At 68.6% G+C, this 26,309-nt stretch carries 25 protein-coding genes; 17 read left to right on the forward strand and 8 right to left on the reverse strand.

All coding sequences use genetic code 11. From position 1 onward, the window contains the following. Window positions 1-21 precede the first annotated feature (21 nt). Window positions 22-1,497, forward strand: a complete 1,476-nt coding sequence (locus tag OG408_RS25175) for a GntP family permease (protein WP_285564728.1) — start codon at window positions 22-24, stop codon at window positions 1,495-1,497. Window positions 1,498-1,552: 55 nt separating this feature from the next. Here OG408_RS25175 and OG408_RS25180 read toward each other — a convergent pair whose 3' ends face one another. Both OG408_RS25180 and OG408_RS25185 read right to left on the reverse strand, forming a co-directional pair. Beyond that, complete coding sequence (locus OG408_RS25180; protein ID WP_326672081.1) at window positions 1,553-3,862, reverse strand: protein kinase domain-containing protein; 2,310 nt, start codon at window positions 3,860-3,862, stop codon at window positions 1,553-1,555. Between the two features lie 219 nt (window positions 3,863-4,081). Continuing rightward, window positions 4,082-5,812 carry a chitinase gene (locus tag OG408_RS25185; RefSeq protein ID WP_323178012.1) on the reverse strand — a complete coding sequence of 577 codons (1,731 nt, stop codon included), beginning with the start codon at window positions 5,810-5,812 and terminating at the stop codon, window positions 4,082-4,084. Between the two features lie 627 nt (window positions 5,813-6,439). Here OG408_RS25185 and OG408_RS25190 point away from each other — a divergent pair. From OG408_RS25190 to OG408_RS25255, 14 genes are all read left to right on the forward strand, one after another. After that, on the forward strand, window positions 6,440-7,300 hold the full coding sequence (locus tag OG408_RS25190) for a hypothetical protein (RefSeq protein ID WP_266782157.1): 861 nt from the start codon (window positions 6,440-6,442) through the stop codon (window positions 7,298-7,300). Between the two features lie 169 nt (window positions 7,301-7,469). Further along, window positions 7,470-8,180, forward strand: coding sequence for a Flp pilus assembly protein CpaB (cpaB, locus tag OG408_RS25195; protein WP_266782159.1), 711 nt, complete (start codon window positions 7,470-7,472; stop codon window positions 8,178-8,180). A 7-nt stretch (window positions 8,181-8,187) separates the two neighbouring features. Continuing rightward, entirely contained in the window at window positions 8,188-9,435 is a 1,248-nt protein-coding gene (locus tag OG408_RS25200) for an AAA family ATPase (protein ID WP_266782161.1), read from the forward strand. Window positions 9,436-9,543: 108 nt separating this feature from the next. Beyond that, window positions 9,544-10,008 (forward strand): TadE family protein, encoded by a 465-nt coding sequence (locus tag OG408_RS25205; RefSeq protein WP_285564726.1) that lies wholly within the window; start codon window positions 9,544-9,546, stop codon window positions 10,006-10,008. Then, window positions 10,002-10,406, forward strand: a complete 405-nt coding sequence (locus tag OG408_RS25210) for a TadE/TadG family type IV pilus assembly protein (protein ID WP_285564725.1) — start codon at window positions 10,002-10,004, stop codon at window positions 10,404-10,406. The genes OG408_RS25205 and OG408_RS25210 overlap by 7 nt, the downstream gene beginning before the upstream one ends. Before the next feature lie 36 nt (window positions 10,407-10,442). Further along, window positions 10,443-11,783, forward strand: a complete 1,341-nt coding sequence (locus OG408_RS25215) for a CpaF family protein (RefSeq protein WP_285564724.1) — start codon at window positions 10,443-10,445, stop codon at window positions 11,781-11,783. A 59-nt stretch (window positions 11,784-11,842) separates the two neighbouring features. After that, window positions 11,843-12,781: a type II secretion system F family protein gene (locus tag OG408_RS25220; RefSeq protein ID WP_285564723.1), complete on the forward strand. Its 939-nt coding sequence runs from the start codon at window positions 11,843-11,845 to the stop codon at window positions 12,779-12,781. Window positions 12,782-12,809: 28 nt separating this feature from the next. After that, entirely contained in the window at window positions 12,810-13,697 is an 888-nt protein-coding gene (locus OG408_RS25225; RefSeq protein WP_285564722.1) for a DUF5936 domain-containing protein, read from the forward strand. Window positions 13,698-13,752: 55 nt separating this feature from the next. Next, the gene (locus OG408_RS25230; protein ID WP_285564721.1) at window positions 13,753-15,123 is read left to right on the forward strand and encodes a sensor histidine kinase; all 1,371 of its coding nucleotides are present in this window, start codon (window positions 13,753-13,755) and stop codon (window positions 15,121-15,123) included. Between the two features lie 62 nt (window positions 15,124-15,185). Next, window positions 15,186-16,265, forward strand: coding sequence for a response regulator transcription factor (locus OG408_RS25235; RefSeq protein ID WP_285564720.1), 1,080 nt, complete (start codon window positions 15,186-15,188; stop codon window positions 16,263-16,265). 203 nt (window positions 16,266-16,468) lie between these two features. Further along, window positions 16,469-16,702 (forward strand): hypothetical protein, encoded by a 234-nt coding sequence (locus OG408_RS25240; RefSeq protein WP_285564719.1) that lies wholly within the window; start codon window positions 16,469-16,471, stop codon window positions 16,700-16,702. A gap of 8 nt (window positions 16,703-16,710) precedes the next feature. Then, window positions 16,711-17,304: a pilus assembly protein TadG-related protein gene (locus tag OG408_RS25245; protein WP_285564718.1), complete on the forward strand. Its 594-nt coding sequence runs from the start codon at window positions 16,711-16,713 to the stop codon at window positions 17,302-17,304. A gap of 29 nt (window positions 17,305-17,333) precedes the next feature. After that, on the forward strand, window positions 17,334-17,927 hold the full coding sequence (locus tag OG408_RS25250; protein ID WP_285564717.1) for a hypothetical protein: 594 nt from the start codon (window positions 17,334-17,336) through the stop codon (window positions 17,925-17,927). A gap of 41 nt (window positions 17,928-17,968) precedes the next feature. Then, window positions 17,969-18,571, forward strand: coding sequence for an OmpA family protein (locus OG408_RS25255; RefSeq protein ID WP_442806142.1), 603 nt, complete (start codon window positions 17,969-17,971; stop codon window positions 18,569-18,571). A 251-nt stretch (window positions 18,572-18,822) separates the two neighbouring features. Here the strand turns inward: OG408_RS25255 and OG408_RS25260 are convergent, their stop codons facing one another. The 5 genes from OG408_RS25260 to OG408_RS25280 all read right to left on the reverse strand — a co-directional run bounded on the left by OG408_RS25260 (window position 18,823) and on the right by OG408_RS25280 (window position 22,884). After that, on the reverse strand, window positions 18,823-19,386 hold the full coding sequence (locus tag OG408_RS25260) for a GNAT family N-acetyltransferase (RefSeq protein ID WP_326672092.1): 564 nt from the start codon (window positions 19,384-19,386) through the stop codon (window positions 18,823-18,825). Window positions 19,387-19,553: 167 nt separating this feature from the next. Beyond that, window positions 19,554-20,453: a hypothetical protein gene (locus OG408_RS25265; protein ID WP_285564714.1), complete on the reverse strand. Its 900-nt coding sequence runs from the start codon at window positions 20,451-20,453 to the stop codon at window positions 19,554-19,556. Between the two features lie 28 nt (window positions 20,454-20,481). Continuing rightward, window positions 20,482-21,486 (reverse strand): helix-turn-helix domain-containing protein, encoded by a 1,005-nt coding sequence (locus tag OG408_RS25270; protein WP_326672094.1) that lies wholly within the window; start codon window positions 21,484-21,486, stop codon window positions 20,482-20,484. 343 nt (window positions 21,487-21,829) lie between these two features. After that, entirely contained in the window at window positions 21,830-22,021 is a 192-nt protein-coding gene (locus tag OG408_RS25275; protein WP_266782189.1) for a hypothetical protein, read from the reverse strand. A gap of 11 nt (window positions 22,022-22,032) precedes the next feature. Then, entirely contained in the window at window positions 22,033-22,884 is an 852-nt protein-coding gene (locus OG408_RS25280; protein ID WP_266782191.1) for a helix-turn-helix domain-containing protein, read from the reverse strand. A gap of 311 nt (window positions 22,885-23,195) precedes the next feature. Between OG408_RS25280 and OG408_RS25285 the strand changes: the two genes are divergently transcribed. Continuing rightward, window positions 23,196-23,723: an ATP-binding protein gene (locus OG408_RS25285; RefSeq protein ID WP_326672097.1), complete on the forward strand. Its 528-nt coding sequence runs from the start codon at window positions 23,196-23,198 to the stop codon at window positions 23,721-23,723. 16 nt (window positions 23,724-23,739) lie between these two features. Here OG408_RS25285 and OG408_RS25290 read toward each other — a convergent pair whose 3' ends face one another. Then, entirely contained in the window at window positions 23,740-24,300 is a 561-nt protein-coding gene (locus tag OG408_RS25290; RefSeq protein WP_326672099.1) for a TetR/AcrR family transcriptional regulator, read from the reverse strand. 237 nt (window positions 24,301-24,537) lie between these two features. On the opposite strand from OG408_RS25290, the gene OG408_RS25295 reads away from it, so the two are divergent. Further along, window positions 24,538-26,169: a carboxylesterase/lipase family protein gene (locus OG408_RS25295; RefSeq protein WP_326672101.1), complete on the forward strand. Its 1,632-nt coding sequence runs from the start codon at window positions 24,538-24,540 to the stop codon at window positions 26,167-26,169. Window positions 26,170-26,309: the final 140 nt, after the last annotated feature.

Here is a 26,309-nt window from a genome sequence, read left to right on the forward strand (position 1 = left end):
TGGAAAACAACGGAGTTACCCATGCAGCTCGCCGCCAGCCCCCCACCGGTCGAGACGCCACCCCACACCGGTGGACTCCTCCTCCTCATAGACGGGACGGCCGGTCTGCTGACCGTCGCCGTCCTCGGAATCGCGCTCCTCCTCTTCCTGATCATCAAGGTCAGGCTGCAGCCGTTCGTCGCGCTGCTCGCCGTCTCCATAGCCGTCGGCCTGGGCGCCGGACTCTCCGTCACCGAACTCTTCGGCACGGTCCAGAAGTCCGCCGCCGTCTCCGTCATCGAATCCGGCATGGGCGGCATCCTCGGCCATGTGGCGATCATCATCGGCCTCGGCACGATGCTCGGCGCGATCCTCGAAGTCTCCGGCGGAGCAGAGGTGCTGAGCGCCCGCCTGCTGAACCTCTTCGGCGAGAAGCGCGCCCCGCTCGCCATGGGCCTGACCGGTCTGATCTTCGGTATCCCGGTCTTCTTCGACGTCGGCATCTTCGTCCTCGCACCGATCGTGTACGCGGCGGCCAAGCGCTCCGGCAAGTCGATCCTGCTCTACGCGATGCCGCTGCTCGCGGGCCTGTCCATGACCCACGCCTTCCTGCCGCCGCACCCCGGCCCCGTCGCCGCCGCCGGCCTCTTCCACGTCTCGCTCGGCTGGGTCATCCTGATGGGCGCCGTCGTCGGCATCCCGTCCGTGCTGGCCGCCTGGGTCTACGCCGCCTGGATCGGAAAGCGGCTCTTCGTCGAGGTCCCGCAGGACATGGTCGAGGCCGCCGAGGAGGCCAAGGCCGCGGTCGTCGCCGAACAGCGCGCCGCCGGAGTCACCCCGCACGAGGCACCCGTCGCGCTCGGCACCGTCCTCGCGATCATCGGCACCCCGCTGGTGCTGATCCTCGCCGCGACCTTCTCCTCCATCGCGCTGGACCCCTCGACCCTCCGCTCGGTCGTCGAGTTCTTCGGCAACCCGTTCGTCGCCCTGACGATCGCGCTGCTGCTCGCCTACTACCTGCTCGGCATCCGGCGCGGCTGGTCCCGCAAGTCCCTGGAATCGGTGTCGACGTCGTCCCTCAAGCCGGTCGGCAACATCCTGCTGGTCGTCGGCGCGGGCGGCATCTTCGGCGCCGTCCTCAAGAGCAGCGGCATCGCGGACGCGCTCGCCGACACCTTCAACGACGTCGGCCTCCCGGTCATCCTGCTCGCCTGGCTGATCTCGGCCGTGCTCCGCATCGCCCAGGGCTCGGCGACGGTCGCCATCGTCACCACCGCCGGCATCGTCGTCCCGCTCGTCGAGGACCAGGACTTCTCGCAGCCGCACCTGGCCTTGATCATCATGGCGATCTCGGCCGGCTCGATCATCGCCTCCCACGTCAACGACGGCGGGTTCTGGATGGTGTCGAAGTACTTCGGCATCTCGGAGCGCGACACCCTGAAGTCCTGGACGGTCCTGGAGACGGTCCTGTCCGTCGCCGGGTTCGTGGTCGCGGCGCTGCTCAGCCTGGTGATCTAGGCCCTTCGGCCCGCGTGGACACGCGGGCCGGTACGTGGGGCGGGTACTGGCCGGTTCAGGCCGCCGAAGCGCAGATGATGCTCCGGCCCTGGTTCACCGGCCAGTACCAGAACCGCTCGCCCCGCCCCGACGGGCAGGTCCAGTTCTGTCCCGCCTTCGGCGCCCGGTAGAACCCGGTGATCCGGAGGATCGACTGACCTGCCTCTGGCACGGTCGACGCGTTGCAGCCCCAGACCACCGTCAGATCGGCGTTGGTGGCCCCCGTGACGTCCGCGGGGAAGCACTGACCCACCTTGTAGACCCGGTCGAGGCAGAGCGTCCGGTCGACCCCGTCGTCACCGGACCTGCTCCACCAGGTGAAACCCGCCCCGGTCTCGCAGGAACCGGAGGCACCGGAGCGGGTGCTGACCTGGTTGACGTGCATGTACGCGTTCGAGGCGCCGCAACTGACGCGGAACGGGCGCTCGGCGCTCATGTCGCCGTGCCCGTCGTTGTACACGTTGAGGCAGTCACCGGCGTGGACCGCGGCGAAGGCCAGGTCGGTGGCGTCCGGGGTGGGAGTGGGCGTGGGAGTGGGTGTCGGGGTGGGTGTGGGCGTCGGCGTGGACTCATCCACGGACCCGCTGTCGGTATCGGAATCGGAATCGGCATCGCTGTCCGTGTCCGTATCCGTGCCTGAGTCGTCCGTGTGGGTGTCGAGGCCGCTGCCGGACGTGAGGGACCCCGGACTGCTGCTGCCGGCCGAACTCCCCCCACCGCTGTCCTCGTTGCCCGCCGTCTCCCAGGGCTGCCAGACGAGCAGGGCGATGACCGCGGCAATGGCGATCAGCCAGCCCAGCCCGGATGAGCTGCCCGAGGAGTTCCCGGAGGAGCCGGTCCGCGGGGCGGCCGGACGGGCCGGGGTGCCGGGGCCGGCCGGCCCGGAAGGACCTGGTGGCGCGGTGCTGGGCGAGGACGTACGCGCCCGCGCGGCACGCTCCGCCCGCTGCGCGGCCTCCCGCTCGGCCCGCCTCCTCGCCTCCCGGTCGGCCTGAGCCCTCGCCGCGCGGTCCCGCTCGGCCTGCTCCCGGGCCGCGCGGTCCCGCTCGGCCTGCTCCCGGGCCGACCGCTCCCGCTCGGCCTGTTGCTGCGCCGCGCGCGCCCGCTCGGCGCGCTCCTGTTCGGCCTGCTGAGCCTGTGCGTCCCGCCGCTCGGCCTCCAGCCGGGCCGCCTCGACCCGCTCCCGCTCGGCACGCTCCTGTTCGGCCTGCTCGGACCGCTGCCGTTCCGCCATCTCCGCGAGGACGGCCAGATCCTGCCTGGCCCGTTCGCGGCGGGCCCGGTCACGGGCCGCCCGGGCCTCGCGCTCCGGCGGGTAGACGAGCGTCGGCGGCGGGGGCGGCACCACCCTCGTGGGCCCGGCGACGGTCGGCGCGGTGGGGCTCACCGCGCCGGGACCGCCGCGGTCGTTCGCGAGCTCCAGGCCCTGGGTGGCGTACGCGCCGACGAGCGCGGTCCACCGCGGCGGCAGCCACCGGGTGCCGCTGTGGGACTCGGGCAGTCCTGCCTGGTCCCTGCGGAAGCGGGCGAGCAGGTCGCCGGGCTCGGGGCGCCCCGCCGGATCGACGGCCAGGCAGGGCCGGATCGTCGCGACGAGCTCCTTCGGCAGCCCGGCGAGGTCGAGTTCGCCGCGCTGGACGCGGGCCAGCAGCCGCAGGGTGTCGCCGTCAGCGGCGTAGGGCGGCCGGCCGGTGGCGAGCAGGAAGAGGGTCGCGCCCAGGGAGTAGACGTCGGACGCGGCGGTCGAGGCCTCGCCGCGGGCCTGTTCGGGGGAGGTGAACGCGATCGTGCCGAGGGTGAGCCCGGTGAGCGTGAGGTCGCTGGCGTGCGAGATGCCGAAGTCGATGACGCGGGGGCCGTCCAGCGGCAGCAGCACGTTCTGCGGTTTCACGTCGCGGTGCACGATGCCCACCCCGTGCAGGGTGACCAGTGCCTCAGCGGTTCCGGCGGCGATCCACCGTACGGCCGACGCGGGCAGCACCCCGCAGGTGCGTACGAGTTCGGAGAGCGGCGGTGCAGCGATGTAGTCGATGGCCATCCACGGCCGATCGGCGTCCGGGTCGGCGTCCCGCACACGCGCCGTGTACGCGCTGTTGACCCGCTGGGCGAGCGACACCTCCCGGGCGAAGCGCCGCCGGTCGACATCGCTGACGGTCCCCTCGGCGAGCAGCGTCTTCACGGCGACGAGACCCCGCCCGCCGTGCTCCGCGCCGCGGGCCAGATAGATCCGTCCCATCCCGCCGGACGCCAGCCGTCCGATCAGCCGGTACGGCCCGAGCGTCGCCGGATCGTCCCCGCCCAGCGCCTGAACCCGCGCCCCGGCCATGTCACTCCCCCCGTCGCACCACCACCGCGCCCCACAACGGTGCCACGAGGCCGCCCGAACAGCCATGGAATGCGGGAAGTCCCGGACACTCTGTTGCGGGTCCGGGACAACCCGGGGACGCCGGCCGGACCCCGGACATGCAGCAGCGCCACCGGGGGAGCGGCGGCGCTGCTGGTCAGTGAGGCCGGCCGGGCTCAACAGGCCCCGGTCCGGGCGGTGTTACGGGAGGGCGTGGACGTGCGGGCCGACCGCGTTCGACCAGGCGTTGCCGGACGTGGCGTCCCAGTTGGTCGACCAGGTCATCGCGCCGCGCAGACCGGGGTAGGTCTTCGACGGCTTGAAGGAGCCGCAGCCGGTGCCCTTCGCGAGGCAGTCCAGGGCCGCGTTCACGATCGACGGGGCGACGTAACCGCTGCCCGCGCCCCGGGTGGAGGCGGGGACTCCGAGGCCGACCTGTGACGGATCGAGGCCGCCCTCCAGCTGGATGCAGGCCAGCGCGGTGAGGAAGTCCACCGAACCCTGCGAGTAGACCTTGCCGTCGCAGCCGAGCATCGAACCGCTGTTGTAGTACTGCATGTTGACGACGGTGAGGATGTCCTTGATGCCGAGCGCCGTCTTGAAGTACTCACCCGAGGTGGACTGCATGTCGATGGTCTGCGGCGCCATCGTGATGACGAGGCCGGAGCCCGCCTTCTGCGAGAGCGAACGCAGCGCCTTCGTCATGTACGTGGAGTTGAGGCCGTTCTCCAGGTCGATGTCGACGCCGTTGAAGCCGTACTCCTGGATGAGGGAGTAGACCGAGTTGGCGAAGTTGGTGGCGGAGGCGTCGCTGTTGACCGAGACGGACCCCTTCTCACCGCCGACGGAGATGATGACGTTCTTGCCGGCCGCCTGCTTGGCCTTGATGTCGGCCTTGAACTGGTCGACGGTGTAGCCGTTCAGGCCCGCCGAGTCCAGGTTGAAGGTGACGGCGCCGGGCGTGGCCGTGGCGTCGGCGAAGGAGACCGCGATGATGTCGTAGTTCGCGGGCACGTCGCTGAGCTTCTGAACGGTCGCGCCGTTGTTGAAGTTCTGCCAGTAGCCGGTGACCGCGTGCTTGGGCACGGATGTGCCGGGGTTCGGGTTGCCGGTGCCGGAGGTGGCGGTGCGGCCGCTGACGGTCGCGGACTTGACGGACTCACCGGCCGCGTTGGTGGCGGTCACCGCGAACTGGTAGGCCGTGTCGGCCGCCAGCCCCGTGATCGTCGCCGAGGTCCCGGTGGAGGTCGTGGCCTTCGCGCCGTCCTTGTAGACGGTGTAGCCGGTCGCGCCGGACACCGCGTTCCAGGACAGGGGCAGCGAGGAGGAGGTGGGCGTGCCGACGGCGAGACCGGCGGGGGCCGCGGGGATCGTCGGGCCGGGGTCGGTGCCACCGCCGCCGTCGGGCCCGCTGACCGAGACGTCGTCGACGACGTAGGCGGCCTGCCCGTACCAGCCGTGCGTGTACACGGTGACGGAGGTGGTGCTGGGCCCGGTCTTGAAGCTGGTCGAGAGCTGGGTCCAGCTGCTGGAGCCGGGGGTCCAGGTCGACACGTCGGTGGTTCCGGTGCCGCTGGCGCCCAGGTAGGCGTAGCCGCCCTGGACCCAGGAGCTGAGTGCGTAGGTGGAGTTGGGCTTGACGGCCACGGTCTGGGTGCACTTGGCGTTGTCCTGGCCGGCCGGGGTGGCCTTGAGCGCCGAGGTGCCGCCGTGCACGGGGGAGGAGACGGTGGCACCGGAGCCGCCGGAACAGGTCCAGTTGGCGAGGCCCGACTCGAAGCCGGCGTTCTTCGCGACGTTGACGTCGGCGGCGGAGGCGCTGCTGACGAGACCGGTGAGGGTCAGCGCGCCCGCGGCGACGACGGCCATGGCGGATCCGAGGAGCGGGCGGCTGTGACGTCTTCTGCGGCTGGTTGCGGGGGAACGTTCCACTTGCTGCCTCCGGGGGGAAGTCGGGGATGGCGGGGAAGCGACACGGATGCCGGGGGTGCGGCACAGGGGGGTGCTGGGGTGTGGAGCCGAGGAACGGAACGGTGGCCACCGCTGGGCGCTAAAACTGGTCCAGACCAATCAAGTTGTCAAGACCTCTGGCAGTGAACCGTCCCAACAGGCGTGGTGGGAGGGGTGACGGACGCGGCGCGGTCCGTAGCTCGTCCGGGTGCGGGTGGCCCCAGTAGGCCCGGGGACCCTAATTCGGGCCCAGAGTTCACATTGGGCCCACCGGAAACACCGGAGCCGTCGAATGAAAGCGCTGCCGCGCCCCCTGACGTGCACCGAAGACGAAAGGATCATGAATTGCCTTGGTAGGCACGGCTAAGCCGATGAATCGTACGGAATTTAACAACCGGTCACTTGGGCCGATTTGTCATGCGAACGACCCGTGGGGGGTTCGTGAGCCCTGCCTCACTGGGCCCTGAAAGGTGTTCTCTGCCCCGCACTACGTGGATAAAGTGCTGATGCGGGAGCGTCCGGGTAAGGAGCACCTGGCAGGAGCGATTGCGGCCGGCGGTACGCGGCGGCCGGAGCCGAACGGGGAACAGCGTGCCGACAGCAATAGCAGTGACCAGTGCTGACCTCGTGCTGCCTCCGACCGATCAGCAGACGCCCACGGCCGTGGTGCTGCGCGCGCCCGACGATCAGCCGCTTGAGCAGGCGCTGAGCGACATGCACCTGCTCCTGGAACAGCACGGCTACGTCATCGCGGTCTACCCCGCTAGCATCCCGCCTGCTCACGAGCGGCGGATGCACACGATCCGCGCGATGCTGGAGAGTGACCGGATCGCGCTGCTGAAGGTGGATCTGCCCCCTTTGGGTGTTGCAGTACTGGTGCGCCAGTTGCGGCAGTTGTCCATCTGCGACTTCAGCGCCGGCGTGGTCGCATCCGCCGCGAGGCTCCTGTCCCACTACATCTACTCGGGCGCGCTCCTGAACTCGGTCACCAAGCTGGACCGGGTGCCCGTCAGCCTCAAGACCCACGCGAAGTCATGGGTCCCCGGCTCGCAGTTCGGTGTGCTGGCCAACCCGAACCCCCAGCTGATCAAGGTCGGTACGGGGGAACTCGCCGGACCCGAATTCGGCACCCATCTCCTGGTCGCCAAGGGGCAGTTGCAGTCCGACTGGGTGACGACCACCATCGCCCCCGCCTGGCAGGTGCAGGCGGTTCACGAAGCGACGCTGCCCGCGGATTCACCCGCTTGGTGGGGAACTTCGAAGATGATCGAATTCGCCGCCTTTCTGCCCGATATCTCACTGATTTATCAGCTGGTTTCTTCGGTTCGCAGGGAGGTCTGTACCTGGTGCGGAAACGAACTCATCGGCGACCGCTGTGGCCTGTGCTCGGCCCCGCTCAAACCGCCGGAGAACCAAACGAACGGTTCCGGTGTCCTGAACCAAGGAACACCCATGCACCACGGGTCGTGAGCCACCGCGATCGCGGTGCTCCGCTGCCGCACCCACGGCAGCCCGGCGAACAGCGCATGGCGGCCCGTCCCGAACGGGCCGCGGCGCACCGTGACCCGCGACGGCCCGACCCCGCTCCGCCCCTCAGTCCGCTCATCGGCCCACGTCTCCCAACGAGGTTGCTCCGCTCATGAACTCACGGCAACGCCGCGGCGTCATCCTTCTCCTCCTCTCGGTCCTCTGTGCCTTCGGTGCGTTCGCCGGTGTGCTCTCGGTGATCAGTGATGTGAACTCGAAGGTCGGTCCGGAGGTGACTGCCTACCAGGTGAAATCGGATATAGCCCCCTATCGGGAGCTGGATCCCGGGCAGTTCGAGAAGGTCTCGATGCCGAAGCGCTGGCTGTCCAAGAACGCGGTCACCGACCTCTCGGTCCTCAACGGCAAGATCGCCGTCACCAACCTCCGCAAGGGCTCCCTGCTCCAGGACGACATGCTCGTCAAGCGCCCCAAGCTGGAGAACGGCCAGCAGGAGATCGCGATCATGATCGACGCCGCGACCGGCGTCGCCGGCAAGATCCGCCCGGGCAACCTCGTCAACATCTACGCGACCTTCGCGGGCCAGACCGACAAGGACAAGCCCACTTCTCGCGTGATCGTCCCGAACGCCAAGGTCATCGACGTCGGTCAGCTGACGTCGCTGGACCCGAAGGGTGACGACCGCGGCGGCCCCACCGAGGCCGTGCCGATCACCTTCGCCCTGGACACCACCGACGCCCAGCGCGTTGCCTACGCCGAGTCCTTCGCCGAGCACGTCCGCCTCGCGCTCCTGCCCGACGACAGCCCGACCACCCTGCGTCCCGGCGAGGGCAGCTACAACCTCGACGAAGACAAGAACAAGTGAGGACTGGATGAGCACACGAATCCTCCCGGCTGTCGGCGATGCCGACGCCGCCCGATCCATCACCACGCTGCTCAGCCAGCTCCCGGACGCGGAGCCGGCCGGGCCGCTGGGTGACTCGACCTCCCTGCTCGACACACTGGCCCGGCTCGCCTCGGAGTCGCTGGACGAGCTGCCCGAGGTCGTGCTGGTGCATGAGCGGATCGGTCCGGTTCCAGCCCTTGAGCTGATCCGGGAGGTGGCCCTGCGCTTTCCGGCGGTCGGGGTCGTGCTCGTCACCGCCGACGCGAGCCCCGGGCTCTACTCGGCAGCCATGGACTCCGGCGCCCGCGGCCTGGTCGGCCTGCCCCTCTCGTACGAGGAGCTGGCCCAGCGCGTCCAGGCCGCGGCCGGCTGGTCCGTCGGAGTCCGCCGCCACCTGGGGGCGGGCGCAGAGGTCTTCACCGGCCCCGGCGGCACGGTCGTCACGGTCAGCGGCGCGAAGGGCGGAGTCGGCACCACGGTCACCGCGGTCCAGCTGGCCCTGGCCGCGGCGGCATCGGGCCACACGGTGGCCCTCGCCGACCTCGACCTCCAGTCGGGGGACGTGGCGTCCTATCTGGACGTGCAGTTCCGCAGGTCGATCGTCGACCTCACCACCATCCAGGACATCTCACCGCGAGTCCTCCAGGACGCTCTGTTCAGCCACGACAGCGGGCTGGCCCTGCTGCTGGCACCGGGTGAGGGGGAGCGCGGCGAGGAGGTCAGCGACCGGGTTGTACGTCAGACCATCAGCGCACTGCGGCACCGCTTCGAGATCGTGATCATCGACTGCGGTACGCAGATGAACTCGGCCAACGCCGCGGCGATCGAGATGGCCGACCGGACGCTGCTGGTCACCACCCCGGACGTGATCGCCGTCCGCGCGGCCAAGCGCATGGTCCGGCTCTGGGACCGTCTCCAGGTCCGCAAGGCCGAGGAGACGATCACGGTCATCAACCGCTACACCCGCAACACGGAGATCCAGCCCCCGCTGGTCGAGAAGATCACCGCCACGAAGGTGGCACGGATCGCGGTCCCGGCGAACTTCAAGGAGCTCCAGGCGGTGGTCGACGCCGGCCGCATACAGGACCTCGAGGCCAAATCCAGTGTGAAGCAGGCGCTGTGGGGGCTCGCGGGAGATCTCGGTCTGGTGAAGAACGCCGAAGGCGCCGACAAACAGGGCAAGTTCAAGGGAGACCGCGGATCTGTCGGCGGTCGGCGCGGACGTACGAAGTGAGTGGCGCGGCGAGCAGCGATGCGAGCCCCGATGTGAGCAGTGATGCGAGCAACGAAGCGATTACCGAAGCGATTCCGAAGCGATGAGACCGAGGGGGACCGTTGAATCATGACTCTTCTACGAACGGGCCGGCCGCCGGCAGGGCCGGGTAGCCGGAGCACGGAGATACCGGGGTCGGCCGTCGGCCGGCGCCGCGGCCGGAAGTGGGCCGACCGGGGGCAGACCGCCGTCGAGTTCGTCGGCACGCTGCCGTTGATCCTGGTGACGTTGGCGTTGCTGTGGCAGGCGGGGATGGTCTGTTACGCATGGGTCCTGGCCGGTAACGCCGCGGACAAGGGCGTCAGGGCGGCCTCGGTCGCCGAGGGCAGTAAGTACCTGGCGTGCCAAGAGGCCGCACGTGAAGACGTGCCCAGCGCATGGGACACCAGCATCCGGTGTGACAACGCTTCCGGCGGTCTGGTCAAGGCGACGGTGAAGGTCCACGTGCCGATCGTCTTCCCGGGTGTGTTCAACCTGCCGTGGTGGGCGACTGGCGAGGCCAAGGCCAAGGATGAGGGAGGGCTGGGATGGTGACGAACGTACTACGGCGACAGCCGGTCGTCGGACGCGTACCCGCGGGCCGCACCACCCGACAGCGGGGCCAGGCCGCCGTCGAGTACGTGGGTGTTCTCACCCTCCTGCTCGTCGTGGCGCTTGCCGTGGTTCAGCTCGGGATCGGTGTATACGCGGCGCAGCAGGCCGGCACAGCGGCCAGGGCGGGTGCGCGAGTGGGGTCGGACAAGTACCAGTACCCGCGCGCGGTTTCGGTTGCACACGATTCCTTGAGCGATTGGCTGGATGACAGGGCCAAGGTCACCCCCTCGCGTAGTTGGGGTGAGGTAACCGTGAAGGTGAAGGTCACCATTCCGTCCCTCCTGCCGATGTTCAAGTTCGGGTCCGTCACCAAGCAAGCCACCATGCCGACCGACTGACCCAGTATCGCCGCACCACACCAGGGAGTTGAGGAAATGAGCCTGCGGGCGCGTATCACCAGTCCGGAGCCGACCAACGGGTTGAGCGAAGAGAGCCGGCTGGTTCAGGTCTACCGCGCCAAGCTCCTGGCAGAGATCGACCTCGCCGAGATGTCCGCCCTCGCGGCGGCCGAGCGCAGGGCGCGGCTCGAACGCGTCCTGGGCCACATCATCAGCCGTGAGGGCCCGGTCCTCTCCTCCGTGGAGCGGTCGCAGCTCATCCGACGGGTCGTCGACGAGTCCCTCGGGCTCGGCATCCTGGAACCGCTCCTCGAAGACGCTTCCATCAGCGAAATCATGGTCAACGGGCCTGATCAGGTCTATGTGGAGCGGGGCGGACGCCTGGAGCTCCTCCCGATGCGCTTCTCGTCCAACGAACAGCTGATGCAGACCATCGAACGCATCGTCTCCACGGTCAACCGCCGTGTGGACGAGGCGAATCCGATGGTGGATGCCCGGCTCCCGTCGGGCGAGCGTGTCAACGTCATCATCCCGCCCCTTTCCCTCAAGGGGCCCATCCTCACCATCCGAAGGTTCCCCAGGGCGTTCACGCTCCAGGAGATGATCGGGCTGGGATCGCTGGACGAACACATGCTGATGCTGCTCTCCGGTCTGGTCCGCGCCAAGTTCAACGTGATCGTGTCGGGGGCGACCGGTACCGGGAAGACAACCCTGCTCAACGCGCTGTCGGGTCTGATCCCCAACGGAGAGCGCATCGTCACGATCGAGGACTCCGCCGAGCTCCAGCTCCAGCAGTCCCACGTGATCACGCTGGAGAGCCGCCCCTCCAACGTGGAGGGCAAGGGCCAGATCACCATTCGCGACCTGGTCCGCAACTCCCTGCGTATGCGCCCCGACCGCATCATCGTCGGTGAGGTCCGTGGCGGCGAGACGCTCGACATGCTCCAGGCCATGTCCACCGGTCACGACGGCTCGCTCGCCACCGTCCACGCGAACAACGCCGAGGACGCGCTGATGCGTCTGCAGACCCTGGCCTCCATGTCCGAGGTCGAGATCCCCTTCGTGGCGATCCACGACCAGATCAACAGCGCCGTCGACGTGATCGTGCAGCTGACCCGTCACGCCGACGGTTCCCGCCGCATCACCGAGATCGCGGTCGTCGACTCCCACGGCCGCGAGGACTACCGCATCATCTCGGTCTGCCGCTTCAACGCCCAGCCGATGGCGGCGGACGGCCGGATCTACGGCCAGTTCGAGTACTACCCGCTGCCCCGACGGGTGGCCCAACGCTTCTACGCGACGAGTGAGGCGATCCCGGCAGCATTCGGCGTCGCCCATACGGAGGAGCAGCTGAACATGCGTAAAGCCGCCGCCTGATCTCGTTCCCTCCCCGTCACGTCCCCAGCCCGCCGCTCACCCAGAAGGCCTCGCCCGACATGGATAATCTTCCGCTCCTGACGATCGGCGTGACACTGCTCGCCGGTCTGTTCGCCGTCATAGGCGTGCACATCTTCTCGTCGGGCAAAGCTCAGCAGCAGATCCTGGCCGACCGGATGTCCCAGACGGGCCAGCTCACCATCGGCGGACGCAACCGCCGCTTCCGAGGTGTGGACCGGCGTCTGCGCAAGACCTCTCTGGGCAAGCGGATCGAGCGCAAGATCGCGGCGACCGGCCTGGACCTCACCCCCGGCGAGTACTTCGTCTACGTGGTGGCGGCACTGCTCGGTCTCTACTTCGTGGTCGGTTCGATCTTCGCGCCGTTCTTCGGACTCCTGGCCGCGTTCATCGGCCTCTGGGGTGGCAACGCCTTCCTCAACTACCAGCGCGCCAAGCGCACCGAGGCGTTCATCAACCAGCTTCCGGAGCTGACCCGCGTTCTCGCCAACGCCACCCAGGCCGGACTCGCACTCCGTACCGCCATCAGCATGGCGGTTGACGAACTCGACGACCCGGCACACGAGGAACTGCGCAGGGTGGCCGACCGGCTGGCTGTCGGACACTCGCTCGACGACGCGATGAACGAACTCGTCGAGCGCCTCCCCTCGCGCGAGCTGACCGTTCTGGTCTCCACCCTGATCCTCTCCAACCGGGCGGGTGGCACCATCGTCTCCTCCCTGCGCAACCTCACGGGGACGCTGGAGGAGCGCAAGGAGACCCGGCGAGAAGTCACCACCCTGCTGTCCCAGGTGAAGGTGACCGCGGTCGCCGTGCCGATCCTCGGTATGGGCTTCCTGCTCATCATCAACGGCATGCGGGACGGTGCGCTCGACGACATGACCACTGCCACGCCGGGGCGGATCGCCGTCCTCGTCGCCGCCGGCCTCTACGCCCTCGGGTTCTTCCTGATCAACCGCATGACTCGCGTCCGTATCTGACGGCCGGAATCGACAAGGAGAGGACATCATGGATCTTCTGATAGCGGCCGTCTTCGGACTCGCCGTGTACGGAGCCTTCCAAGGCATCCGCATGTACCGTGCCGAAGCCAAGCTTCCCGGTGACATGGAGCTCGCGCTGGAGGTCGGTTCCACCCGTACCACCGCCGCAGGCTCCCTGTCCGACCGTGTGGGCATGCGCTATGCACCCCGCGTCCTGTCGATGATGGGTCCCAAGCGTGTGGACAAGGTCCGGCGCAAGCTGGACATGGCGGGCAACCCCTACGGCATGACCGTCGACCGCTACGCGGCGCGGCGTGCCTTCTACGGCGGTCTCGGGGTCATCGCCGCGCTCGCGATGCTCATGAACGGGCAGCTCGTCCTGGCGATCATCCTGCTGGTCTACGGCTTCTTCTGGACCGACGCGATCATCCGGTCCGCCATCGGCCGACGCAAGGACGACATCGACCGCACACTGCCCGACTTCCTCGACGTTCTCGCAGTCGTCGTCTCGGCCGGACTCGGCTTCCGCCAAGCGCTGGAACGCGTGGCGGAGAAGTACCAGGGCCCGTGGGCGGACGAACTCCGGATCACGCTGCGCCAGATGGACATGGGTGTCAGCCGCCGCGACGCCTTCGACCAGCTCCGCAAGCGGAACGAGTCCGAGCAGGTGTCCATGTTCGTCTCAGCCCTTCAGCAGGGCGAGGAACTCGGCGCACCCATCGTCGACACCTTGATCCAGATCGCCAACGACATGCGCCGCACCGACGCGCAGAACGCCCGGCGCAAGGCGTCGAAGGCCGTCCCCAAGGCCACGCTGATCGTCACCAGCTTCATGCTTCCCGGAACGATGATCCTGATCGCTGTCGGCTTCTACTACGCGGCCAACGTCAACATCGGCGATGTCTTCGGCGGTTGACGCGTGCGCGTGCGAGTAGGGCAAGACGAATCGACGAGGAGGTGAGAGGACCAAGATGGGCCCCCGACCGACCGGGCCCGCCCTGACAGGCGGCCCCGATGCGCAGACACCGGAGAGCACCCCCGGCCATGTGCCGGCCCTGCCGATCCAGCTGAACGCACTGCAGGCGCTGTGCCGTCAGCTGTTCGGCTTCCGGCTCGCCATGACCGCGCTGGCTGCCCCGTTCGCTCTCACCGGCGTGCACGACGAACTGGGCAGCTGGCTGGTCGGAGCGGCGGTACTCGTCACCGTCATGGTGTCCTACCTGCTGATGCGTGACTGGGAACGCTTCGGTCCGATCCTCCTCAGGCACCCCGCCCTGCTCGCCGTGGACATGCTCTTCGGGGCTCTGCTGCTGTTCGCGGCCAGCCCCGGTTCGACGCTCTCGTACGTCACGGTCTGCACCCCGCTCCTCGCCGGCCTGGTGTACGGCTGGCGCGGCGGGGCTATCTTCGCCGCTCTGCAGTCGCTGCTGCTGGCCGCCTCCTACGGAGTCAGTCAGGAGGTCGACGCGGACGCCTCGGCCCTCCTCGTGGTGGGTCTCTGCATCATGGCCGGAGCGGTCGGCAGCACGTTGCGGAGCCTCCTGCTCAGGTTCGGTGCCGCGTCCCAGGCGCTGACGGAGACCCGCGCCCGCCTCGCGGTCAGCGGTGCGGTGGAGGAGGAGCGCGCACGCCTGGCCCGCGAGATGCACGACTCCGTGGCCAAGACCCTGCACGGCCTGGCCATGGCAGCCGACGGCCTGGCCAGCACGGCCGACCGCATGGACCCGCTGACGGTGAAGCACCAGGCCGAACTCGTCGCACGCTCGGCCCGTCGCGCGGCGGCCGAGTCCCGGGAACTCCTCTCGGACCTGCGCAGGGAGTCGGGCCTCGACGGCGGAGTGGACGTGGTCGACGAACTGAACGCACGTACGGCCGACTTCGAACGACGGCACGGAGTCAAGGCCGTCTTCCGCCGCCTCGGCGACGGCCCTGTCCCGCCCATCCCTCACGCCATCGCCCGCCACGCCCTCACCATCGCGACCGAGGCCATGGAGAACGCCCATCGTCATGCGCGGCCCAGCTATGTGGAGGTCTCCGCAGGGCTGGTCCGCGACGTGGTGCGCATCAGTGTGTACGACGACGGCGAGGGCCTTCCCCGAGGCACCTCGCTGGCGGACCTGCGCAAGGCCGGGCACTTCGGCCTCGTCGGCATGGTCGAACGGGCCGCCTCGATAGGCGCGCGCATCAGGATCGGCCGGGGCAGGGCGGAGCGAGGCACAGAGGTCCGACTCGACCTGTCGCTCGCCGCGATGAACCTGGCACCACCCGTTTCCCCAGCCGTGCCCGCGTACCCGCCGCTGCTGACGCAGGTGCCAGGTCAACCCGCCAGACCCAACAACTGAATACGCCCCACCGCTCCTGATCACCGCACAGTCCCCCATCCTTGAGAGAGGAGGCCCGCACCATGTCGGACGAGATCTCCCGCAGCTCCGGAGAGCAGTGGACGCAGCAGCCGCATGTCTCGCAGCACACGTCCACGCATCCCAGCCCGCTCAGTTCGCCCCCCACCGGCGGTGTCCCCACACCCGATCCTCCCGGTGGATTCCCGGCGTTCCCCAGCCCCGAGGCCATGCCCGTGGCACGGCCGCTCCGTGTGGTCGTCGCCGACGACAACCCCGTCGTAAGGGCCGGCCTGACCGTTCTCCTGCACGGCCGCGACGACATCGACGTGGTCGCGGAGGCGGGTGACGGTCGGCAGGCGTACGAGATGGCGGTCCAGCACCGCCCGGATGTCGTACTGCTGGACGTACGCATGCCCGGAGTCGACGGAATCTCGGCCCTGCCCCATCTGGTGCGGCTGGCCCCGGTGCTGATGATGACGTACAGCCGGGAGAGCGAGATCGTCCACGAGGCGCTGCGCCTGGGCGCCGGCGGCTATCTGGTGCACGGGGAGTTCACCGCCGACCAGCTGGTGGCCGCCGTCCGTGACATCAAGGACGGCCGGGCCCACTTCACGTACTCGGCCAGCAGTGCGCTGCTGGAGTCGGTGCGTGGGGGCGGAGGTCTGGGGCAGGACGGTCGGCCGTTGCCCGAAGGGCTGGGAACGGCGTTCACGGGGCCGGGCTACCGCCCCTCTGTCCCACAAGGGCAAATGTCTGCACCCGCACACGACACGCACGGGGCCTGGAGGCCGAGCCCTGGGACTGATCAGCAGGTCGGGGGTGTGCGGGCGGAGTTGGCAGGACACGGATTCCCGCAAAAGGCTTCGCTTCCGCAATCATCTGTGGCACATTCGTCCTCAGGGATTCCCCTCCCGGCACCCCAGGGTGTGCCGGGGGATCTGAGTGAACGGGAGGTGGAAGTGATGGACCTGATCGCGTCGGGCATGACCAATCAGCAGATCGCCGCCACCTGCTTCATCAGTCAGAAGACCGTCAAGAACCACATCAACCGCATCTTCGCCAAGTTGAACGCCGGCAGCCGGGGCGAGGCCATCGCCGTCTGGCACCGCATGTCGTCCGGGGGGTCGACGAGGCATGGCTGAGCAGACGATGGGCCCGAAGGCCCAACTGACGGAGTGGGCCCGGAGTTGGGCCCGCAGGCCCATGCGAGTGGGTGTTGCCCCGACGTACGTTTCTCATGTCGAAAGCGAGACCGGCCAGGAGGAAGCCGGAAGCGCGAACGACACGAAGACTTACGTAGCAGTGTCGGCCGACTTCCGGTCGGCCGAACTCGGAGGGGAACACCATGTCGAACATCACCCTGAAGGCCGCCACCACCACGCAGGCGTACATCAACGGCTGGAAGAACACCGCCGTGGACGCCATGAAGCGCCGCAGCGACAAGGGTCAGGGCGCGATCGAGTACGTCGGTATCACGATCCTCGTGGTGGCGATCGTCGTGGCACTGCTGCAGACGAACCTCGGCGCGACCATCGGCGCGAAGTTCACCGAGAAGATCAACTCGGTCCTCAACGGGTGATCCGTCGGATGAAGTCCGAGGCAGGGCAGGCCGCACCGCTGTACATCACAGCGGTGACGGGCCTGCTCTTCCTTGCGTTGGTGTTCTTTGCGTTTGGTGAGGCCGATGTCAAGCGGAACGGGGCGCAGACCGCCGCCGATGCCACGGTTCTGGCAGCGGCCAAGGACTCCCGCCGCCTGCTCAAGTTGGACCTGATGGCCCACGTCATGGACAGGGGCTTCTACACCGAGGTGTTCAACACCCCTTACGTCGGGATGGACGGCTGTTCCATGGCTGCTTCGTTCGGCGCCAGGAATGACGCCACCGATGTCGAATGTCAGCCTGTTAGCGACATGCGCTGGGGCTACCACGTCGATCTGAAGTCGCGAAAGTCGATGAGCGCGAACCTTGTACCGGGTACTGAGGGGAAGAAGGCGAAGGCGGAGGCCGTCGCAGTCCTCGACAATCGGGGATGCAAGTTCGTCCCGAACCCGATCATTACGTCGCCGTCCATCGGCACAGTCGGCTGTGTCAGCGGGCTGGTGTGGGTGGTCAGCCCTCAGAGTCTGGCTGCCATGCCTGATATGACCCTGCTTTTCGACGTTCGCCTGGCCGAAGACTGACCACGATCAAACGCAAAGGAACTGGACCGATGAGTAATCCGCACGTGAGGACCATGCGCCGTGCCGGGGGTGTTGCCGTGCTGGCAGCGACCCTGGCGCTCTCGATGACCGCCTGCGGCAGCGACGACGGGAACAAGCCGAAGGACGCCGCGTCCCAGGCCTCCACCTCGCCGTCCAAGTCCGACAAGGGCAATGGCGGCGGGGAGACCGTTCCGGACACCAGCACCGTCATGGTGACGTCCAAGAACGACGCCGGCATCGAGATGGCCATCAACTCGGCCAAGCGTGACAGCGGTGGGTTTCTCACGGTCACCGGACAGCTCAAGAACAACTCGGGCAAGAGCTACACCATCCCCATTGGCTGGAACGGCCAAGAGGTCGCGGTTGCACTCAAGGACCGTTCTCTGGCCGACATGACCCTGGTCGACTCGGTGGGCAAGAAGCGCTACTACGTTCTGCGGGACACGGACAACCGTCCGCTGACGACGACGGGCTTCACCGCGTTCCTCGACGCGGGAAAGACCATCACCTTCTTCGCTCAGTTCCCGTCTCCTCCGGACACCACCACCAAGGTTGACCTCCTGTTCCACGGCTTTGCCCCTGCGCCGATTGAGATCTCCTGATGAGCGGCACCCTCACCCGCACGCGTAGGGTGTCCGCCCCGATGGCGATCACGGTTCTTGCCGGTGTGCTCGCGTTCGGAGCAGTGGGCGCACCGCAGGCCCTGGCGGACGACAGTCCCTATCCGTCGGCGTCTGCCGCGCCGCCCGTCAAGATCGACGCGAACGATTCGGATCTGAAGCTCCCCGAGGGCGCAACCCTTGCCCCCGTCAAGGTGCTCGACATCAAGTCGGTCATCGAGGACATGGGCGGCGAGGAGCGCCGCGAGGACACCAACTCCGACATCAAGTTCTCGCTCCAGGCCGAGGTCCTCTTCGGCAAGGACAGCGCGACGTTGAGTTCCGCGGCCAATGGCCGTATCAACGCGATCGCTGCCGAGATCAAGAAGCAGGATGCCAAGAAGGTCCGGGTCTTCGGCTTCACGGACAATCTCGGTTCCTCCGCGCATGGTGACGTCCTCTCCAAGCAGCGTGCCGAGGCCGTGCACGGTGTGCTCGACAAGGCGCTGGCCGGCACCGGTATCTCGTACGAGATCCGTGGCTACGGCGAGCAGTACCCGATCGCGAGCAATGCCACGGAGGAGAGCCGCAAGAAGAACCGCCGCGTGGAGGTCTCCTTCGCGCGTGCGGAAGGCTCGAAGAGCTGATCCACGCTCCTGACGGCGCTGGGATCGACGCTTCGGGTCGCGCCTGACGGCCGGTGCCGTATGCCATTCGCATACGGCACCGGCCGTCAGTCTTTGCAGGCCACCGATGATCTCGTTTGGGCGTCGCGCCCAGGGCGTGCGGCCGCGGCAGCGATGCCGGAGTTCCGCAGCGCGCGGGCCAGGTGCTCCATCTCGGGGAGCGTCCCTGAGCAGTCACCGGCATCCACTTCCACGGTCTCCCGCGAACAGAGCTACGAGGCTGTCCCGTCCGCCCGAGGGCGAGCCAGACGCCAGACTTGAGCCTTGCCGGTATCGCCCGGGGCAAGGCGCTCGATGGGGCCGTTACGGCGTTCGGTGAAGCCGAGTCGGGCCGGGACCGCACCGCTGGCGAGGTTGGCCGGGTCATGGACGACCTCGACGTAGTCGACGTCGGGGGACTGGAAGGCCTGGTCGACCAGGGCGCGTGCCGCGCGGGTGGCCACGCCGCGGCCGGTGACTGCCGGATGAAGCCAGTAGCCGATCTCGCGCCCGTTGTCCGGGCTGTCCTCACGCCGGAACAGCTGACAGGCGCCGACGATGGCGCTGTCCAGCACGATCGCGTAGGTGAATTCCCGGCCGCCCTCCCAGGCCTCCTGGCGGCGGGCCAGGAAGTCGGCGGTCCTGGTCAGGCTGTGATCGGCGACCCAGGGCATCCACGGGCGCAGGTGATCCAGCGACTCCGCGATGACCTGGAACAACTCCGGAAGGTCCGCCTCGCGATCGAAACGGCGGAGCGTCAGGTCACTCAGCTCGATCACTTGCGGTGGAAGGTCCATACGCAGAGGATCGTCCCCCGTCGACGTCAGTGGCAACGGGGATGGGAACTCTCAGGTCCTCGGCGGTGGTGGCAGTGGCGGCTTACGGGCTCCTCCGTGGGTGGGCCGTCGGCCGGCTGCCGTCGCTGCCCTGGCGCGGGCGGCGACGGCACCGGGTAGAGGCCGGGCTACTGCTCGGTGAAGACTTCCTCGGCGGTGGTGGCGGTGGCGGCGCGGTGGAGCCACTGGCGGAGGAGGTTGGGGTCGGTACAGGTGTCGATCTCTTCGCGGGTCTCGTCGGTGAGGGCGATGCCGCGCGCTTCGAGGATCAGCAGCAGGCTTTCGACCTGGCCCTTTGCCTGGCCCTTTGCCTGGCCTTCGGCCCGGCCTTCCGCCCGGATTTCTTCGGAGATGAAGGACTTGTAGAAAGAGGTGTCCACAGCCACCAGGTTCCTCCACTGTTGTGCGGCAGGGCGGTTGCCCAGGCCTTGTGCGGTGAGTTCGACGATGGGTTCGGCGATGTTGTCCGGTGCCTCGCGCAGTGCGGAGGAGAGCGTTTTCAGTATGGCACCGACGTCCGGATTGTCGGCGTGTGTGATGGCGGCGAGGGTGGCGAGTGCGAGGTCCTTGCGGGCTTCGGCGACGTTGGTGATGACGGGCATGTTGTGGGGCCCTGCGACGAGCGGGTTGAGGGTGAGGGTGGGCCATTGGCGGAGGCCGATGGTGATGGGGCGGGCGGCCCACTCGGCTGTGGCGTGGTCCTGGCAGACGACCAGGAGCAGGACGGGCAGCGCCCCGTATCGGTTGTGGAGGTAGCTGACGTAGTAGGGCCAGCTGGTGGTCTTGCGTGGGTCTTTCTTGCCTTGGGCTTCGACGGCGAGGAGGAAGGGGCCGTCGTCCTGCGTTTCGATGCGCAGGAGAGTGTCCACGCGGCGTTCGACGGGGCTGTTCTCGGTGAGGTCGGTGGGCAGGACGGTAGCCGAGGTGGGCTGCGGGATGTCGATGCCGAGCACTTCGGAGACGCGGGAGAAGAGGCCCGGGTACTCCTGGAAGATGCGGTGCATCGCTTCGTGGGGTGAGCTGACCATGCGGGTCCGTTCGGGGTGAGGGTGGGAGTCAGGCCGTTGCACGCAGGTCTGCGTGCGTGGTGGTTCGGCAGTCGCGGCAGTGGCCGGGTTCGTGGGCGCGGAAGGCGCGGTCGCAGGTGTCGCAGTTCTGGAGCGGGATGACGATCACCTTGCGGCGGGATGGGGTCAGGTCCTTCAAGCCGGGGAGCGGGGGCGGCAGGAGCGTGGTGATCCGATGCCGGAGCAGCCGTGCGGGGTGTTTGACCGGAGTGGGGAGGTCGTAGGTGAGGGCGTGGCGGATGGTGTCGGGGTGGGCGTCGCGTTCGAGCCAGGCGGCGACGCCGGGGGCCAGCGCCTTGATCTCTCCCTCGGGTAGGCCGAGTTGGGGTGTGTGGCGGCGAAGGTCGGCGAGGAGGGTTGCGGCGGCCTGGTGGAGTTCCTGGCTGGGGGCGTGGGGCTGGGGGAGCGGCGGGGGTTGTTTCCTCGGGGCTGTGGGAGCCGGTACGAAGACGGGAGCGGGTGGCTGCGTCGGCTCGGGCGGGGTGGCGGGTGCGGTGGGCGCGGTGCGTGCGTCGCGTGGGGGCGCCGGGGTGACGGGTGGGGCCGTGACCGGCGTGGCCCGTGGCTTGCTGCGGCGGGGTTGTGGCGTGGGGATGGGTGGGATCTTGGCGCCGGGCTGGTTGTACGAGTACGTGCGCGTGACGATGCGGCCGTCGGGGAGAGGCTCGCGGCTGCGGTGGAGGTAGCCGGTGGCTTCCAGTTCGCGCAGGGCGGCGGCGATGCGGACTTCGCCCTCCGGGAAGCGGGCGGAGAGAGCCTTGATGCCGATCTTCGCGCCGTTGGGCAGCGACTGGATGTGTGCGGCGAGCCCGATCGCGGTGAGGGAGAGACCGCGGTGCTGGGCCAGGTGGTTGCCGATCACCGTGAAGCCGGAGGTGTGGCGGACGTTGACGTGGATGACGCCGGATGTCGGCGTGACGTCGGGCCGGGCACCGGGAGTGCCGGGGGAGCCGGGCTGGGCGCACGGTGGCGCGATAGCCTGCGGGGTAGCCATCAGGAAGGGACTACTTCCTCGTGGTCAGGCCTCGGCCGGGATTAGAGTCCCGGCCGGGGCCGTCTCGTGTCTGTGGTTGTCGCGGCGAGCATATGCCAGCCAACCCGCCTCAAATCCAGCCCAGTTGCCCCATGTCACCCGTCCGAGTGACGCAGGTCAGGGCAGGGGTGGGGTGGGGTCTGGTTGGGTTATTTCCCTGAGTTCTTTAAAGGCCTTTAGGCGTCGTGGGTGGCCGCGTCGCGGTCCACCAGGTCGTGGCCGAGGGGGTCGTGACACACCGGGTCGCGGATGCCCGCGACCCGGTGTGCTCTGCCGGGGGCCCCGCCCCGTTGCCTGCAACTGCCTACAGCAGGTGGTCGGCCTTGCCGGCCTTGATGTCACGGATCAGCTGCTGGAGCGACTCACGGCTGTCGGTCAGGAAGTGGTCCTCGGCGCCGGCGACGGCGATGTAGCTGTTGCCCTCTCCGTCCGTCCCGAGGCGGTAGCAGGAATTGCCCTCACCGCAGAATGAGTCTTCCCATATGACGTCCGGCATCTGTCATCTCCTCACAGTTGGCGTGCGATCGTACGGATGAAGTCCCGCGACCTGTCCGGAGGCAGTGCGATTCCCTCCATCCAGTCCAGGTGGGACCGGTACTTCGCCAACTGTGCCTCCGAGTGGACGAAGAGGGGACCGTGCGAGTTGTCGATCTGCACGGTGTCGAGCTGGGGGGCAGCACCCTCGGCGTACAGGACGGTCTGTCCGGCACCGGGGAAGGCGCCGGACTCGAACGGGATGACCAGGAGCGTCACGTTCGGCTGCTCGGACTTGGCCAACACGTGGTCGAGCTGGGCGCGAGCCACGGCTCGACCACCGAACTGCATGCGAAGTGCGGCCTCATGGACGATGCCTGTGTAGGGCGGGGGTGCGCCCCCCTCCAGGATCGTCTGCCGTTCGACGCGGAGCGCGAGCCTCAGAGCAATCTCACGTTCGGGTAGTTGGGGAACGACGACACGGAAGAGCGCCAGGGCGTGGTCCGAGGTCTGGAGGAGGCCTGGGATGTGCATCGAGTACGCCGCACGCATGCGGATCGCCGAGGCCTCCAGTTCGGCGATGTCGAGCAGGCCTTGAGGCAATGCGCCTCTGTACCGCTCCCACCATCCGCGCGCACTGGGTTGCGCCATCTCGACGAGACCGTTGATGTATCTCTCGTCCGTGCAACCGCAGTTGAGGGCGAGTGTGCGTAGGCGCTCTGCGGTGATGGGGCGAGTGCCGGACTCGATGTTCGAGATCTTTCCGCGGTCCACCCCGAGCAAGCCGGCGGCGGCTTCGGCCGATACGGCAGCCGACGTGCGCATCCTTCGCAGCTCGGCACCTAGTCGCTTCTGACGTTCGGTGGGGGAGGGCCTGGCTGCCATGCCGTTCCTTTCCGCGGGCGATCACTGGCAGTCTGCCGCGTGCGCGCACTGAGTGACCACGAAAGGGTTCATCCACCAGGAGGGGAGGGTAAATTTACCCTCCATGCGCTACATTCGGTAACGCACCACTCACGCAACGACAGCAAGAAGTGCATCACGCGGTCCTGCCCGCAACCTCCTTCCCTGGGAGGGGCGGTCCCGCGTCAGGGAGACAGGCCACTGCTCGTCGTCCGGATCGCGAGAGCCAATCGTGCGCGCCCACGAGGAAGAGGGATACCGCCAACTCGCCACCCGTAACAGGGGAGTCAGCCATGAACTCAACTCCGCACACCGCGCTCTGCCCGGTCATCGACGCGACGCGCACGCCCGATCCGTACCCGCGGTACGCCACGTCCCGGCAGGGCCCGCAGCCCTACCTGCGTCCGAAGGGGCGCTCCGGGGCGGGGCTCTCGCTGAGCTTCACCCTCCCCGGCGACCTCCGCAGCGCACGCATCGCCCGTACGGCGGCCGCCGCCGCACTGGAGGCCCATGACCTCGGCCCGTACGTCTGGCCGGTGGCGTACGCGGTGACCGAACTCGTCTCGGTCACCGCCCGCATGAGTCCCGGCCAGGAGCTGTACGTATCCCTGAGGCACCGCGACGACGCGGTCCGTCTCCTGGTGTGGGACCAGCATCCGCACCACGGCGAAGCCGGCCTGGCCGCCCTCTGTGAGGCCCGGCGCCGACGGGCGCTCTGGCTCCTCGCGGCCGTCGTGGACGAGTGGGGCGGCGAGTGGGGGATGTGCGAGGCGCCGCAGTCACAGCAGGGCGCCAAGTCCTGGGTGGCGCTGCCTCGTTAGGGGACTCGTCCAGCGCTCACGCCTTCTCGGGCAGGTAGGCGGTCAGTGCCCGCAGGCCCTCGATCACCTCTTCGGCCGAGGGTGCGGACTCGGGGTCCGTGAGGTGTTGCATCATCAGGCCGCTGACGAGGGCGAGCTGCACCGAGCCCAGGGTGCGGATCGTCGCCTCCGGGAGATCGGCCTCGGCCGTTCCGGTGACCTCGCGGGCCATGCCGCTGCGTCCCTGTCCCAGCCCGGCGGTCATCTGCTCGCGCAGTTCCGGATCGCGCTGTGCGCGCAGGACGGTCTCCAGATTGGCCATCCAGAAGGTCTTGTTGGCCGAGAAGGCCTCGATCAGCCGACCCCACAGTGCGCCGAGGTCGGCGTCGTCCGTGGACGGACCGAGGGCCTCGCCTCCCGAGTCGAGCGCCTCGAAGAGCGCCTGGTTGAGCAGGGCTTCCTTCGAGCCGAAGTGGTAGCCGATCGCCGCCATGCTGACCCCCGCCGCAGAGGCGAGGTCGCGGACCGTCGTGCGCTCGTAGCCCTTCGCGAAGAGGCACTGCCTGGCGGCCTCCAGCAGTTTCTCCCGGTTTCCCATGGCGCGGAGCCTAGCAACGATCTGAACGGTTGCGCCAGGCAAACGCTCTAGACAATCGTATTGGGCGAACGTCTTGCGCAAGTGCCCAAATCCTGGCTAGCGTTCCGAGCGTCGAAGGTTCAGCCGATCCCAGGAGTCCGGATGAGTGCCCGTGTCAGCGCCAGTGCAAGTGCCCGTGCCCGTGCCCGTGCCAGTGCCCGTGTTCGTGGCAGGAGGTCGCGCGCCGGCGCCCTTGCCGTGGTCATCGTCTCCGCGGCGCTCGCCACCGCGCTGAACACGACCGGCCTCGCGTACGCCCGCCCCGGCAGCCACGTCGCCTGGGGAGGTGAGCCCCACGTCGCCTCTGCCCACGTTGACTCCGCCCGCGTCGCTCCCACCCGGGTGGCGACGGCCGAAGGGCCGGTGCAGGGCGCGGTCGCCGGTGCGGTGCGTACGTTCCAGGGCATTCCCTACGCGGCCCCGCCGACCGGGGAACGCAGATGGAAGGAGCCGCAGTCGGTGCGCCCTTGGTCGTCGCCGCTGGACGCCCGCGCCCGGAGGAGCGCCTGTGGACAGCCGACCGATCAGCCCATCGCGATCGAGGGCGGGGGCAGTGAGGACTGCCTCTACCTGAATGTGACGACTCCGGCCGCGCGGACGGCGGGCCGGCTGCCGGTCATCGTCTTGATCCACGGCGGCAGCTTCACGTACGGCGACGGCGCCACGTATCGCGCGGCCCAACTGTCCGCCGCGCAACAGGGCGCGATGGTCGTGACGATCAACTACCGGCTCGGGGCGTTGGGTTTCCTCAGTGCGCCCGGCCTGCGTGCACCGGCCAACCTCGGGCTTCTCGACCAGCAGGCAGCACTGAGGTGGGTCAGCCGCAATGCCGGTGCCTTCGGTGGCGACCCCGGCAACGTCACGATCATGGGTCAGTCCGGCGGCGGCTACAGCGTCTGCGCCCAGCTCGTGTCACCCGGAGCCCGTGGGCTCTTCGACAAGGCGATCGTCCAGAGCGCGGGCTGCGTCGGGCCGGACGGTTCGTTCTCGCGCACGCAGGCGGAGGCCAACGGCCGCGCCGTGGCCGAGGCGGCCGGCTGCGACGAGGTGCGCACCGTCGACTCCTGCCTGCGGGGCAGGATCACCGCCGACCTCATCAAGGCATCCGCCTCCGGACACGACGGCTATCGCCCCGTGGTCGACGGCAAGGTGCTGCCCGAGGCCCCGGCGCAGGCGATCGCCGCCGGACGGTTCGCCCGGGTGCCGGTGCTGCACGGTTCCACCCACGACGAGATGAGCGGACTGGCCGGGCTCGACGAGATCATGACGGGGAAGCCGCTCACCGCCGACGGTTATGCCGCGAAGGTCACCGAACAGTTCGGGAAGGACGCTCCCGCTGTCCTGGCCGAGTACCCGGCCGCCGACTACCCGGCACCCGGGGCGGCACTGTCGGCCGTGCTGACCGACTCGGAGTGGTCGACCGCGGCGCTCGACACCCAGCGCGCGCTCGCCCGCTACACCCCTGTCTACGCCTACGACTTCGCCGAGGCGACGTCCCCGTACTTCAGAGGCGTACCGAGGCCGGCGAGCTTCTCACTCGGGACCGGCCACATGGTCGACCTGGCCTACCTGTTCGAGAACGACCTCTTCGAGCCGCTCGACGCCGCGCAGGCCCGGCTGTCGGACACGGCGATCGCCTACTGGAGCCGGTTCGCCGCCACCGGTCAGGTGAACGGACCCGGCACGCCCACGTGGAAGCGGTTCACGCCCCGCGGTTCCTACGTGCAGCGGATCGCGTCCGACCGCACCGGGCGCACCGACTTCGCGGCCGACCACCACCACGCCTTCTGGAAGGCGTTGGCCCCCACCGCTGAACCGAACGGCTCGTGACTGGCCGGGCGACGGCCGGCACGCCACCCGTTCTAGGGTCCCTGGATGGGATCGCCTCGGACGTCACCCTTCCCGATGCCCTGCGTGAGGCGGTGTCGGAAGGAGTCGATCTCTCCTGATGATCACGAGGAGCGCTGAGT

Source organism: Streptomyces sp. NBC_01257 (genome assembly GCF_035917255.1).
Lineage (GTDB): Bacteria > Actinomycetota > Actinomycetes > Streptomycetales > Streptomycetaceae > Streptomyces.

Bases quoted from the DNA above. Each gene is read 5' to 3' on its own strand.
- OG408_RS25205 (WP_285564726.1), top strand. From the start codon at position 9,544: ATGACTCTTCTACGAACGGGCCGGCCGCCGGCAGGGCCGGGTAGCCGG.
- OG408_RS25235 (WP_285564720.1), top strand. From the start codon at position 15,186: ATGTCGGACGAGATCTCCCGCAGCTCCGGAGAGCAGTGGACGCAGCAG.
- OG408_RS25180 (WP_326672081.1), bottom strand. From the start codon at position 3,862: ATGGCCGGGGCGCGGGTTCAGGCGCTGGGCGGGGACGATCCGGCGACG.
- OG408_RS25275 (WP_266782189.1), bottom strand. From the start codon at position 22,021: ATGCCGGACGTCATATGGGAAGACTCATTCTGCGGTGAGGGCAATTCC.
- OG408_RS25215 (WP_285564724.1), top strand. From the start codon at position 10,443: ATGAGCCTGCGGGCGCGTATCACCAGTCCGGAGCCGACCAACGGGTTG.
- cpaB (WP_266782159.1), top strand. From the start codon at position 7,470: ATGAACTCACGGCAACGCCGCGGCGTCATCCTTCTCCTCCTCTCGGTC.
- OG408_RS25290 (WP_326672099.1), bottom strand. From the start codon at position 24,300: ATGGGAAACCGGGAGAAACTGCTGGAGGCCGCCAGGCAGTGCCTCTTC.
- OG408_RS25285 (WP_326672097.1), top strand. From the start codon at position 23,196: ATGAACTCAACTCCGCACACCGCGCTCTGCCCGGTCATCGACGCGACG.
- OG408_RS25225 (WP_285564722.1), top strand. From the start codon at position 12,810: ATGGATCTTCTGATAGCGGCCGTCTTCGGACTCGCCGTGTACGGAGCC.
- OG408_RS25260 (WP_326672092.1), bottom strand. From the start codon at position 19,386: ATGGACCTTCCACCGCAAGTGATCGAGCTGAGTGACCTGACGCTCCGC.
- OG408_RS25265 (WP_285564714.1), bottom strand. From the start codon at position 20,453: ATGGTCAGCTCACCCCACGAAGCGATGCACCGCATCTTCCAGGAGTAC.
- OG408_RS25200 (WP_266782161.1), top strand. From the start codon at position 8,188: ATGAGCACACGAATCCTCCCGGCTGTCGGCGATGCCGACGCCGCCCGA.
- OG408_RS25175 (WP_285564728.1), top strand. From the start codon at position 22: ATGCAGCTCGCCGCCAGCCCCCCACCGGTCGAGACGCCACCCCACACC.
- OG408_RS25230 (WP_285564721.1), top strand. From the start codon at position 13,753: ATGGGCCCCCGACCGACCGGGCCCGCCCTGACAGGCGGCCCCGATGCG.
- OG408_RS25250 (WP_285564717.1), top strand. From the start codon at position 17,334: ATGAGTAATCCGCACGTGAGGACCATGCGCCGTGCCGGGGGTGTTGCC.
- OG408_RS25270 (WP_326672094.1), bottom strand. From the start codon at position 21,486: ATGGCTACCCCGCAGGCTATCGCGCCACCGTGCGCCCAGCCCGGCTCC.
- OG408_RS25240 (WP_285564719.1), top strand. From the start codon at position 16,469: ATGTCGAACATCACCCTGAAGGCCGCCACCACCACGCAGGCGTACATC.
- OG408_RS25210 (WP_285564725.1), top strand. From the start codon at position 10,002: ATGGTGACGAACGTACTACGGCGACAGCCGGTCGTCGGACGCGTACCC.
- OG408_RS25255 (WP_442806142.1), top strand. From the start codon at position 17,969: ATGGCGATCACGGTTCTTGCCGGTGTGCTCGCGTTCGGAGCAGTGGGC.
- OG408_RS25220 (WP_285564723.1), top strand. From the start codon at position 11,843: ATGGATAATCTTCCGCTCCTGACGATCGGCGTGACACTGCTCGCCGGT.
- OG408_RS25280 (WP_266782191.1), bottom strand. From the start codon at position 22,884: ATGGCAGCCAGGCCCTCCCCCACCGAACGTCAGAAGCGACTAGGTGCC.
- OG408_RS25245 (WP_285564718.1), top strand. From the start codon at position 16,711: ATGAAGTCCGAGGCAGGGCAGGCCGCACCGCTGTACATCACAGCGGTG.